The sequence below is a fragment of the Weissella sp. LMG 11983 genome, from assembly GCF_025908495.1.
GTDB lineage: Bacteria > Bacillota > Bacilli > Lactobacillales > Lactobacillaceae > Weissella > Weissella fermenti.
On sequence record NZ_JAOZFD010000001.1, the window covers coordinates 680582 to 693415 of the forward strand.

10 protein-coding genes and 1 pseudogene are annotated in these 12834 nt (G+C 46.0%); 2 read left to right on the plus strand and 9 right to left on the minus strand.

The features are described 5' to 3' along the window. Nucleotide 1 precedes the first annotated feature (1 nt). Nucleotides 2-1402 carry an MFS transporter gene (locus OIT45_RS03620; protein WP_199403788.1) on the minus strand — a complete coding sequence of 467 codons (1401 nt, stop codon included), beginning with the start codon at nucleotides 1400-1402 and terminating at the stop codon, nucleotides 2-4. A gap of 127 nt (nucleotides 1403-1529) precedes the next feature. Here OIT45_RS03620 and OIT45_RS03625 point away from each other — a divergent pair, with 127 nt between their 5' ends. Beyond that, nucleotides 1530-1820, plus strand: coding sequence for a hypothetical protein (locus tag OIT45_RS03625; protein ID WP_135797207.1), 291 nt, complete (start codon nucleotides 1530-1532; stop codon nucleotides 1818-1820). 56 nt (nucleotides 1821-1876) lie between these two features. Here the strand turns inward: OIT45_RS03625 and OIT45_RS03630 are convergent, their stop codons facing one another. From OIT45_RS03630 to OIT45_RS03645, 4 genes are all read right to left on the minus strand, one after another. After that, a complete protein-coding gene (locus OIT45_RS03630; protein ID WP_199403789.1) occupies nucleotides 1877-2497 on the minus strand; it encodes a phosphatase PAP2 family protein in 621 nt (206 codons plus the stop codon). A 14-nt stretch (nucleotides 2498-2511) separates the two neighbouring features. Further along, the gene (locus OIT45_RS03635) at nucleotides 2512-3687 is read right to left on the minus strand and encodes an ATP-binding protein (RefSeq protein ID WP_135797205.1); all 1176 of its coding nucleotides are present in this window, start codon (nucleotides 3685-3687) and stop codon (nucleotides 2512-2514) included. A gap of 8 nt (nucleotides 3688-3695) precedes the next feature. Further along, nucleotides 3696-3872 (minus strand): hypothetical protein, encoded by a 177-nt coding sequence (locus OIT45_RS03640; protein ID WP_162259263.1) that lies wholly within the window; start codon nucleotides 3870-3872, stop codon nucleotides 3696-3698. An 83-nt stretch (nucleotides 3873-3955) separates the two neighbouring features. After that, on the minus strand, nucleotides 3956-5638 hold the full coding sequence (locus tag OIT45_RS03645) for an alpha-glucosidase (protein WP_199403790.1): 1683 nt from the start codon (nucleotides 5636-5638) through the stop codon (nucleotides 3956-3958). 148 nt (nucleotides 5639-5786) lie between these two features. Here OIT45_RS03645 and OIT45_RS03650 point away from each other — a divergent pair, with 148 nt between their 5' ends. Next, complete coding sequence (locus OIT45_RS03650) at nucleotides 5787-6632, plus strand: aldo/keto reductase (protein ID WP_199403791.1); 846 nt, start codon at nucleotides 5787-5789, stop codon at nucleotides 6630-6632. A 37-nt stretch (nucleotides 6633-6669) separates the two neighbouring features. Here OIT45_RS03650 and OIT45_RS03655 read toward each other — a convergent pair whose 3' ends face one another. The 4 genes and pseudogenes from OIT45_RS03655 to OIT45_RS03670 form a co-directional block, all read right to left on the minus strand. Next, nucleotides 6670-7242 carry a uracil-DNA glycosylase family protein gene (locus OIT45_RS03655; protein ID WP_199403792.1) on the minus strand — a complete coding sequence of 191 codons (573 nt, stop codon included), beginning with the start codon at nucleotides 7240-7242 and terminating at the stop codon, nucleotides 6670-6672. 62 nt (nucleotides 7243-7304) lie between these two features. Then, nucleotides 7305-9125: pseudogene (spxB, locus tag OIT45_RS03660) on the minus strand (pyruvate oxidase). Nucleotides 9126-9253: 128 nt separating this feature from the next. Beyond that, nucleotides 9254-11383, minus strand: coding sequence for a leucine-rich repeat domain-containing protein (locus OIT45_RS03665; protein WP_199403793.1), 2130 nt, complete (start codon nucleotides 11381-11383; stop codon nucleotides 9254-9256). Nucleotides 11384-11607: 224 nt separating this feature from the next. Beyond that, nucleotides 11608-12765, minus strand: coding sequence for an MFS transporter (locus OIT45_RS03670; protein WP_199403794.1), 1158 nt, complete (start codon nucleotides 12763-12765; stop codon nucleotides 11608-11610). Between the last annotated feature and the right edge of the window lie 69 nt (nucleotides 12766-12834).

The window sequence follows — 12834 nt, forward strand, 5'->3', positions numbered from 1 at the left end:
ATTATTCTGTATATGGTTTGTCATTGCTTAGGAAGATTTTGAACCAAACGAAATTCAACAACCCTAGCACAAGCATAAACAAAAATACATTGCGGGCACCAACTGCGGTTTGGTGTGACACGCTGGCATGATCAGTTGGATTCACACGCATCAACAATGATGCAATCGTCGTTCCGATTGCCCCTGCGAATTGTTGTGCGGTGTTAAAGATGGCATTACCGTCGGCACGTTCTGGCAATGACAACTGCGCCAAGCCGGCCGTCATTGATGTTCCGAAGGCCAAGTTACGACCCAACGTCATCAACAAGTAGAAAATCGTCATTGAGATAACCGTTGCGTTCAATGTCATTGCTGACCAAACTGCCATGACAACAACAAACAAGAAATTCCCAAGCAACAACGGCATCTTAGCCCCACGAGTGTCATAAAGGCGACCATAGATTGGATTCAACAACGCACCGGCTAATGAGCCTGGCATTAACGCGAAACCAGCAATCATCGTGCTTGCACCAAGTGTCAATTGGACGAACGTTGGCACCGCGAAGTTAACCATTAAGTTGGTGAACATATACGTGACATAACCAAGCATCGCAAAGCGCAAAGCCTTCACCTTAAAGATACCAAGGTTCAAGAATTGCTTGTTACTGTGCTTTGAACGGTACAAAAAGCCAATAAATGCGGCTACCGCCAAAACGAACAACCCAAACATGACGGCATTTACTGAACCATGCTCTAGTTGGCTCAATGCCCACAAGAAACTTGTGAAAGCCACCGCCAGCAAGGCAAAGCTCAGATAGTCGAACTTGAACGCGTCATTACGTGTATGTGCTGTTGGAATCGTCTTATACGTAATCACCAGTGACAAGAACGCTACCGGCAAGACCAACAAGAAAATCTCGCGCCAACCAAGGTAGTATGCAACGACTCCTCCGAAAATTGGGCCGAATGCTGGTGCCAGAGACAAAATCATCGTCCCAAATCCCATGTACTTACCAATTTGCGACATCGGTACGTTTTCCAAAATGATGTTAAACACCAATGGCGTAATCACACCAGTACCAATTCCCTGAATGATACGGCCTACCAGTAGCAAGGCAAATGAGTGTGACAGAATTGCCACGACATCCCCAATCAAAAACGCAATAATTGCAATCATAAAAATCATGCGGGGATTAAATTTCGCCTTCAAAAACGCTGACGTCGTCATAACCAACGACACCATGAGCAGATATGCCGTGGTTAACCATTGCACAACGCTCAGCGAGATATCAAATTGTTTCATCAAATCTGGGAACGTGACGTTCATTGACGTTTCTGTCAAAATACCCGTGAACGCCAGAATACCCGTTCCAACAATCGCCCAAATAATCTTCGAGTCGACTGTTTGTGTGTCTTTTGTCATATCTATACTCCCATCAATACAATACGTTTAGTTTGTCATATTTGGTCACTTGGTACAAGGTTCCTTTTCAAATCTGTTCGAATTCACGTATAATGGTAATATTGAATTCAAATGGAGGGAAACAAACATGAATCATACGGTTGCAAAGTCTTGGTCAATTAAGTGGATTGCCCAACACATCGCATCATTCATCTTGCTTACCGGTGCAGTGCTTGCGGCAGCGATTGCGTTGACCGCCCTTATTATCGGTGTTGAAGAATTGATTGCCTTAATCGTTGTGCAACGACCAATCAATACCTATACAAACATCTACGGCAATGCACTGCAAACTGTTTTGTGGCACTTCTTGATTGTGTTCTCTTTGGTTTCCTTCTGGTCAGCCTTGGACACGTTCATTCCAGCACCACCAAAAAAATAGTATTTAAAAACTCGCTTCTGAACACCATACGTTCAGAAGCGAGTTTTCGTTTTGCTTTATTTTTTTGGTTGCAACACAAACGTCGTAGCGGTTAACATCACCACTAATCCGAGCAACAATCCAGCCGTCACATCACTTGGATAGTGTACGCCTAGATATACACGACTAATCGGTAGCAAGATAATCTCGGCTGCCAACACTAGCATCACGATGGCTTTTAGCCAGCGACGACGCAAGTAGAAAAACGCCAGTACTAGTAACGCACCGTAGAACGCGACTGCATTAACCGAATGTCCTGATGGGAATGAAAAACCACTCTCAGGAATAATGCGGTCAACCGTTGGACGAGGTCGTTGCACAATTGTCTTAATGATTTTCATTAACACTGTTGATCCGATTACGCTCGTTGCAATGTATGCGGCAATGCGCCAACGGTGGCGTACTGCCGCAATAATGACAGCAATCGCCGTCAAAACAACCCCAGTCACTGGTTGGGCGAAGAACGTAACCGCCTTAAAGAACCCCGTCTTCGTTGCGCTAAAGTGGCGAATCAATGCCACCCCGCCGTTATCATACGCTGTCACCCAGCTTGCATGTTGCATCACACCCACTGCGAAGACAACAAATATCATTGCGGCAAGCAAGCTAATGCCTGTTGCAAGTTTTTTGTGCCACATCTCAATAATCCTCTCTAAAAAAACCTTGGTGAGGCGGTGCGATGTTGCATCTCAGGAATCATCATGACGTGCAATTCATGCGCCGGCACATAATTGATGCCACTCAAAATGGCTTCACCCACGCCTTGTTCGGCAATCCGATTTGCCATTGGAATCAGGCTTGGTACATTGGCCACATCATCCATCGTATTCAAACGATGAATCAAGTAATTACCAAACTGGCCTAATAATTGCGCTGGCAAATCCAATGGGCTTTGCGTCGTCAGCATCAAATATAGGCCAGCCTTACGTCCCTCACGTGCAACCCGGAAAATACCATCACTCGCCAAATCCGCCTCACTCAAATAACGATGCGCCTCGTCAATCAATACCGTTACCGGTAACGTATTAGGCAACGTTTGATTGAGACGCAAAAGTGCCGTCATCAATAATGACACAATAACCTTACCCAAACCTAAATCGTCAGCATAGTCAGAAACATCAATCACCAAAAACTTGTGTGAACTGCGTTGTGTACTGAACAACTGCATTAAGTACATCACATCAGTACGCATTGTCACCGAAGCATCACGCTCGTGTTGTGGCAAATTCATCAGTTTTTGGAAACGTGAATCTGCCACCAATCGGGTCATACGACGCACAATTGGCAACAGCTTACGAAACGCCTCATGGTCAATTTCTTGGCCAATTAAGTCAAAGTCATCAACCGGCACCGCAAATTCTTGTTGCAATTGCGCGGGCAAAAGCGTCATATCGGCAGGTTGTGGATAGTGGTATAGTTTGCCGAGCAATTGCTCATGGGCAGCCCACTCACGCCCCACTTTGCCATAGATACCTGGCTGCTTCACAATGTTCATCTGTAATTTCAAACTTTGCCAAGCATCTGCCACTTTTTCGACGTCTTCAGACTTGGTCGCCCCGAAAAAGCCAGCTAACTCAGCCCCTGTTAAACGCTCATAATCAATAAACGCATTACGACCTAGCTTCGCAACAACGGCGTTTGGCAACGTCGTGTACTCACCGGTTGGATCGATGATGATGGTTGACTGATTTGCAGCTAACAGACCATGCAAAATAGTCACAGCACTTGTTGATTTACCGCTACCAGTCGCCCCCGTAATCAATAAATGTTGGCGTAAAAGATCGTCAGCTGGGGTTGAAAATTCACTTGTCAGTTGAATATCTACCATCAGAATGCCTACTTCTTAGCCTTTTTGAAATATGGCGCTACCGCTTGAACCAACGTAATCCAAACCACCGCAAAGACCACCAGCCCAATCAACACCCCAACAGTTTGACCAAATTCAGTAAAGGCTAATTGTGACGCCAGCATAATTGGCAATAATTCAATAATTAGTAACACGAAACGATTCATAATCATAACCCCTCAATATCTATCTGTCGTAGTACCAGTATACAAGAAAAGGCGTCCGAACATGGACGCCTTTTCAAAACTCTTTACTTAACACCAAGTACAATTGCCGTATATGGTGGCAATTGGAAACGATGGCCACGTTGCGTTACCTCACCGGCTTGGCAAAGTACTTCGCCCGGTTGGGTGAGTGATACACGGTTTGGCTTCTCACTCAAGTTGATGACAACCGTCAACAAGCGACCACCCAAACGACGTTGGTACGCAATCACGTCGGCTGGCATCCCCGACAATGGATAGAACTCACCTGACACAATCAAGTCACGCCAAAGTGGATTTTGACGCAGTTGCCCCAACGCTTGGTAATAATGGAGCACTGACTCCGGATTGGCTAATTCTGTTTGGACATCAACACTATCTCGGTCGTCCCCCATCGCCAACCAAGGCACTTGGTCAGAAAAACCACCAAACTCATCCGGCGTCCATTGCATCGGTACACGGCCATTATCACGCGACTTCTTGTTAATCACGTCTAGGGCCTCCGCTTCAGTCAAGCCACCTTGCAATGCCATCTCGTAATTGTTAATTGATGACACATCGTTAAAGTCATCAATACTCTCACGATTAAAATTCTTCATCCCGAGTTCTTGCCCTTGATAAATCACGGGCACCCCTGGCAAGAAGTAGTACATTGTCGCCAGCGTCTTTGCTGCCGTTTCCGTGCGGTAAACCGCATTCGAAATCAACTTTGACAAAACACGCGGTTGATCGTGGTTCTCCAAAACGTTACCGAGGTAGCCCTCAATCTCATGGACCTGCTTTTGCGAGTTAAACATGCGCTCACGCAAATCGGTCGTCGTCCACTCAGAGCGACCACGGTACCACTCATCCGTGTTTTCAACTTCAATGTTCATGTATGAGAAGTCAAAAATCATTGAGAAATAGCCGTCTGGTCCGATGTACTTATGCAAATCTTCATCCGGCACACCATACGCCTCACCAATCGTAACCGCGTCATACTTGGCAAAGGTTTCAGCCTTCAACTCACTCAAAAAATCATCAATACCTGGGCGGTTTTGACCCTTCTTAAGGACCGATACGAGGCCGTCTGGACCATCGCTTGGCAAACTTGCCCAATCCAAATCCTTCTTCAAGTGGGTAATGGCATCGATACGGAAACCAGCAACACCCATCTCCAACCACCAATTAATCATGTCGTAAATGTCACGACGCATAGCTGGATTTTCCCAATTCAAATCAGGTTGCTCCGGTGCAAAACTGTGGAAGTAGTACGTGCCAGGTTCGCCAGGTACTTCCGTCCACGTTGACCCACCAAACAGACTACGCCAATTGTTTGGCACTTCCCCATCAGTCGTCGTCTTGAAAATGTAGTAATCACGGTACGGACTCTGTTTGTCCGCCAACGCAGCTTGGAACCACTCGTGTTCATCCGACGTGTGATTCACGACGAGGTCCATGATAATTTTCATACCGCGCTTGTTAGCCTCGGCCAATAATTCTTTGAAGTCGTCCATCGAACCAAACTGCGGATCAATATCTTGGTAGTCAGAGATGTCATACCCCATGTCGACCATCGGTGACTTGTAAACTGGTGAGACCCAAATCATCGTGACCCCCAAATCACGAATATAATCTAATCGTGAAATAATGCCGCGGATATCACCAATCCCGTCGTGATTTGAATCTTGAAATGAACGTGGATAGACTTGATAAACAACTTCGTCCAACCACCATGGTTGCTTTGCCATACTATTACTCCCCTAAAAAATAGTTATTTGCAGGTTTAATATACCGAACCACTACGCAATTATGCAACCAATCGCCCTCTTTTTATGAAAACGTTTGCATTTACGTTTAATCCGTGCGAAAGTTAATGCATAGGAGGGACTATTGCACATGACATTAAACATTCCAACACTAACATTAAACGACGGTCATCCACTACCCGTACTTGGACTCGGGACTTACCAAATCCGCGGTGGCGAGGGGATGCAACAAATCTTGGCGGCCATTCAAAGTGGTTACCGCTTAATTGATTCTGCGACTAACTACGACAACGAAGGTATCGTGGGCGAAGCAATTCGTCGCTCTGGTATTCCCCGCTCTGAATTTTTCATCACGTCAAAGTTGCCTGGTAAGTACCACGGCTACGAAGACGCGTTGATGGCAGTCCAAGAATCATTGGCGCGTATGGGCCTTGATTACTTCGACTTGTTCATCATTCACTGGCCACTGCCTAAGCGCGATAAGTATGTTGAAGCTTGGCAAGCATTGGTCACAGCGCAAAAGCTTGGATTGATTCGTTCAATCGGTGTATCTAACTTTGAGCCCGAGCACCTTGACCGCATCATCGCTGAAACGGGTGTGACACCAGCGGTTAACCAAATTGAACTCCACCCTTACTGGGTACAAGAGCAAAACCTACTCGAAAACGAGAAACGTGGTATTTTGGTTGAGGCCTGGAGTCCACTTGGCCGTGGTAGTGCCTCAATGCATGAACAAGTCGTGCTCGATATCGCAAACAAGTACGGGAAGACTCCTAGTCAAATCATTACGCGTTGGCATATCGACCGTGGCATCGTGCCAATCTTGCGTTCAACAAACCCAGTACACCAGCGCGAAAACGCTGCTGTCTTTGATTTTGCGTTGACGACTGATGAAATCGCAGCGATTAACGGGTTGAACAAGCTTGACGGTCGTATTGATGGTCAAGATCCAAACGAATACGAAGAATTTGAATAACAAACAAGCCGACCTGGTCAAATCAGGTCGGCTTGTTTTAGTTATTCAAGATGTCTGTGACGCGCTTTTTTAGTGCTGGGACAACTTCCATTTCAAACCACGGATTCTTGGCAAGCCAGATGTTATTAAGTGGTGATGGATGTGCCAGTGGCAAATAGCGCGGACCAAATTCAACGAAACGATGCACCACACTGGTTAACGATTCACTCGCTTTGATTGGCAAATAATGCTGTTGCGCATATTTACCGACCAGCAAAATCAGTTCGATATTTGGCATCGTATCAAGTAGTCGTTGATGCCACTCACCTGCCACAAACTTTCGTGGTGGCAAATCGCCACTCTTTCCCTTACCTGGGAAATAAAAATCCATCGGCAGCACGCCAATTAAACCCGACTCGTAGAAGGTTTTACGGTCGATCCCCATCCACTCACGCAACCGATCACCACTTTTGTCGTTAAACGAAATCCCCGTTTGCTCAACAACCGCACCCGGCGCCTGACCAATAATCAATATTTTAACGGTTGGCGCAATCATATAAATTGGCTCAAGACCACGCTTTGTAAACGCAGCATTACGCGGATCAGTCATAATCTCTTGTTTTAAATCCATCCCGCTACCTCCAAAAAAATCGGTACTACATTAATTGTAGTACCGATTTATATCAACTGTGTTTAGAAACTAAACTTGTTGGCATTATCTTCCTTGATGTAGATTGACTTCAAACCTTCACCTTCAAGGAACTCACGGAATGGTACAAGCGCTTCAGCTTCGTACTTTTCCTTGTATTCCTTAACCACGTCTTCACTGTACAAGTTTGTATCAAGCTTCAACGTTTCAACTGGAATTGGACGGTCCTTGGTAATCTTCGCATCCACAACGACAACGCGACCTTGCTTGTAGTAATCAACCGCTTCTTGCATCACACGGTCAATGTCTTCAATGCGGTTGACTGTCAAACCAATGGCACCTTGCGCTTCACCAACCTTGGCGTAATCAACATCTGTAAAGTCGACTCCAAAGTTGTATTCGTTAGTGTCTTCATACTTGTTCTTGATGAAACCGTACTCTGTGTTTGTAAAGATAACGTTAATCATTGGCATGTCATAACGCACACTCGTGACAACATCAGGATACGTCATTGAGAACGCACCATCACCGATAATATTCCAAACTTGACGGTCTGGGTAAATGTTCTTGGCACCAATACCACCTGGCAAAGCGATTCCCATCGTTGCGAACAATGGTGATGTACGCCACATTTGCTTAGGGTTCATGTGCAAGTGACGCGTTGACAATTGCGTCACGTCACCGACATCAGTTGAGAAGATGGCATCTTCATCAGCAAGCTTGTTGATAGCGTTGTAGACTTGGTAAGCTTGCAAAGGTCCCTCTGTCTTTTGCTCCAACTTGTTCATGTAGTCGCGCCAGTTTTGAACGTTCTTGATGTTTGCTTGCCACCATGGTGTATCAGCAACTGGTTCAACCTTAGCCAGCAACGCCTTCAATGATTCACCAGCATCCGCCAAAATGGCAACGTCCGTTTCGTGACGCTTACCCAACATGTCTGGGTTGGCGTCAATTTGGATGAACTTCTTCACGTTACGGAACGTTCCTTCAACTTCTGAGAATGGGAAGTTTGTTCCAATGAACAATACCGTATCGGCTTCCAAAACAGCTTCGTTAGCCGGCTTCCAACCAACACGGAATGTTGAACCAGTCAACCCTTCAAAGTCCCAGTTAAAGTTATCAAAGTTCTTTCCAGTTGTAATCACTGGCGCCTTAATCTTGCGTGACAATTCTTCCACCAAGTCACCGTGACCTTGCGTTCCGAATCCTGCATAGATAACAGGGCGCTCTGAGTCCTTCAAAATTGCGACTGCCTCATCGATTTCTTCAACCTCAGGCGCAACTGGCTTGTAATGCTTGTACTTCGTTCCTGATGAGTACAACGGTGTTGAGTAGATTGACTCAGCATCCAACTCAGCGAAACCAAAGTCAGCTGGCACTTCAAGCACCGCAACACCACGCTTTGAAATGGCGGTACGAATGGCATCGTCCACCAAGTGTGGTAATTGCTCGGCCGTGGCAACACGACGGTTGTAAACCGCAATGTGGTCATACATTGGGTTTTGGTTCAATTCTTGGAACGAATCCATGTTCAATTCGCGTACTGGCTTTCAACCCAAAATGGCTAGCACAGGGATGTGATCCATGTACGCATCGTACAACCCGTTAATCAAGTGAGTGGCGCCTGGTCCACCAGAACCAACTGTTACCGCAATATTTCCCCCGAACTTATATTGCATAACTGCAGCCATCGCACCAATTTCTTCGTGCTTAACTTGGATAAACTTTACTTTGTTTTCTGGATTTCCCATCGCATTCATCAAACCACTCAACGTACCAGAAGGAATACCGTACATGGTATCAATCCCCCAGCCTTCCATGACCTTCAATGCTGCTAATCCTGCAGAAATCTTCTTATCTGACATCTTTTATAAACCCCCATACGCATATTTCTGTAAGCGCTTTCTTGACTTCATTCTAGTCTTTTGTTTTATACAAAGTCAAATTATATATTTCAATGACACGTTAAATTTCATGCAATAACGTCATGTTATTAATGACGCTTACCCCACCAATCAATACCAGCCCAGCCAAGAATCAAGCCGATTACAACACTACCAACAGCTGCGACGATAATCATTTCCGTTGAAGTTTGCGGGTCGGATTTAGTTGGCGCTGGCTGTGATTTTGTAACAACGCTTGGTGTGTCCGCATTTGGTGTAACGGTTTGCGCCTGAGTGTCCGGCTTCTCGGCAGGATTCGTCACCACTGCTGAGTTCTGCCCTGGCGCAACACCAGCTACAACAACCGGTGCATGCTTTGCGGTTTTAGTTAATTGCGTGACTGTCGCCACAGGCATCTGCTTAACCGTCTGATCTTGAATTTGCTTTTTCGGTGCCTCCGGTCGCATAACGCCTTCGGCTAACATTGCTACCGTTGTATCCGCCTCATTCGCCTCCTTCACCGGTGGTAGTGGCGTTGCGCCTGGCATACCTTCTAATCGGAACGTTACATCATACCAATTATCATAGACGAAACTTCCTGTGCGGAAATCAACGTGCATATTTTCAATAAACAACGGCTTTGCAACTTGTTCAGCCGTTAAATCAAACGCATAGGTCATGATATATTCAGACCCAACCAAGTTTGCTGATAATTGACGGCCACTCGTAAACGTAATGCTGTTTGGCCCGTAATTGGCAGGCACTTTAGCGGTAATCGTTAACGTGCCTGTACCGTTTTTGCCAGGCTCGAACGTCGCTGCTGACTTGATGTAGTTACTTGCCACGGAGGTTAGGTTGCTGCCATCCCCCTTTAATACGGCCAGCGTAACTGGCAAACGACTCGGTTGCGCCACCTCTGTTTTGACAGTGAAAGGCTGTTCAATCGTGCCACTAAAGCGACTATTAATCCCACTAGCACTCTGGTTGTCCCAAGACAAAAACGCGGAACTGTCCGGCTTAACGTCTTGCAGCATCACTTGACCGTTTACTGTTTTAATCGAGGTGCCATCTTGCTGCAAGGCAATCGTGTTCCCTGACGTGTCTTTAACGGACAACGGCACTGTGGCTGTCGTCTCACCACGCTTCAACCCAACGGCTGCATTAGTGACCGACTGGTACTTCGCATTCAGATAAGAAAGCCCCTGCAAGTTTTGCAATGGGCTTAAATCTGATACGTGGTTACGTAACAGATTCAATGACGTCAACTTCGTTAAACCGGCTAATGGCGCCAAATTTGCAACTTGGGTATTCGAAAAACTCAAGTCAGTCAAATTCGTCAGTTGCTTAAGCGGCGTTAAATCAGAAACTTGATCCTTGCTAAAATTCAAGCTTTGTAGCTGGCGTAAACCAGCCAATGGCGTTAGGTCAGAAATTTGATCATTAAAATCAATTGATAACGTCACCAACTTAGGCATATATGAAAACACCTGCACTGCATTATTCGTTAACCCCATTTGCGAAAACGTCGCTTCTTGTAAGTTAACCAATGAGTGCAACATCGAAATATCATTACTACGATTATTCCCAATCGACAACGTTGTTAAGTTTGTGAGCGATGCAATCGGTGTGTAGTCGGTTAGCTGATTTGAACCAACCTTCAACGCAGTCAGTTGATGCATCCCCGCCAATGATTGGACTGATGTCAGATTGTTACCCGCAATCCCCAAGTAATTCAGTTTAGGCAGATTAGTCACCGGTGGTACTGTTGCCAGATCATTATTCTGCATTTCTAATTCTTCAAGCGACGTTAATTGGGCAAGTCCTGCCATCTTATCTGGTTGCGTCCCATAGTCATCTGCAACTAAATTCAATGACTTAACCGGCGTCCCTGCAAGTGGCGTCAAATCCGGCATCACAGTTGCTTTGTTCATTCGTAAACTAACGTCGGTTAGATTGTGCAAATGCTGCAACGGCGTAATATCCGTAATTGTGTTTCCCGTTAAATCAAGTGCCCGCAAGTTCGTCGCAAACTCAAGGCCAGATAAATTAGAAATGCCATCATACGTTAGATTAAGTTGCGTAATTGTCGCAACATTCTCTTTCGTTAACGGCACCCCTTTTCCCAAGGCCGCTTGTAATGCCACCCGTAGCGCTGTATCAGGTACCCAACTTGCCACATCCTCAGTCGCTGTGTTTGTTATCGTTGCCTCTGCGTGCACCAGCACATTGCTGTTCGTCATCCCCACAATGCTCCCAAGCAATACACAACTAATCACAACGGCATGTTTTATTCGTTCGATCGTTCCTTACCTTCACATTCCCATAGATTAAATCCTACATAATGCCAGTTTACGGGAATGTGAGTTGTTGAACAAAAACCAATTTTTAACGTGGCGTTAAACGCTGACCTGAATTCTGGACAAAAATAGCCGTTCGAATCGCCTGATTCGAACGGCTATCACAATTAATAACGTCTAAGAAGCTGTGCAACGCCAATTGCCAAAAGGCCAATCAACGCCCCCACGATAGGTAGTGTTTGCAATCCCACATGCGACATCACCATGTTACCAACCAATGAACCACCAGCGATGCCAAAGTTCAGGGCTGATACATTGAGTGCTGAAGCAACATCAGTATGCGCCGGGGCTAGTTCAGTCGTCGTAATAATGATGCGACTTTGCAATGAGGCATTACCCATGAACGCCACTAAACCAAGCAGTGCGACGCCCAGTAAATACCATCCAGCCTTAGGTAGCAACATCAACTGAACGATTTGCACAATCGATTGTGCTAAAAACACACCCATTAGAATGTGTAGTGATTGGCGATTAGCTAATCGCCCACCAATCACATTTCCGATTGTGACAAAGACACCATACAAGACTAGCACCCAAACAACACTGGTCGTTGAAATGCCAGTCACTTGTTGGAGATAAGGACGAATGTATGTGTACAACACAAAGGTCGCCCCAAATCCAAGCGTTGCCATCAAAAGCGTTAGTGAAATGCGCGGTTGTCGAATAACAGTAATAATCCCTAACAATTGGTTGTCCGAAACAGACGGCGCGACCGACTTTGGTACTTGGATTAATACGCCAAACCAACCGATCAAGCCCATAGCTCCGACTACCGCAAACGTTGCGCGCCAGCCGACAACATCACCTAAGTACGTGCCAAACGGTACACCGAAGACCGTCGCAACCGTCAGGCCGCCAAATAACCACGAGGCCGCTTCGCCCTTCTTATCCAACGGCGCCATATTTGTCAGATACACCGACGCTGTCGCAAAAAACACGCCGTGCACCACGGCAGTCAAGGCTCGTGTCACCAGCAAAAGACCATACGAAGGCGCTACTGCAGAAGCGACATTTAATACCGCAAACAGAAACATCAACCACGTAAACAAGCGACGACGGGCTATCCGACCGACAAAACTCGTTACGATTGGCGCCCCTACTGCCTGGGCTATCGCATATCCCGTTACCAATAGACCAATCATCCCGGTGGACACATGCATATCCTTGGCAATGTCTGTCAGCATCCCAACCGGCACAAATTCAGTGGTTCCGATTGCGAAAGTTGAAACAGCTAGCGCAATCGCAATTTTATAATATTTACTCATCTCAAAAACACCTCACATAAAGTAGACTGGGAATGTCGACGGTTTAAAACCTCCGACATGACCAATAGC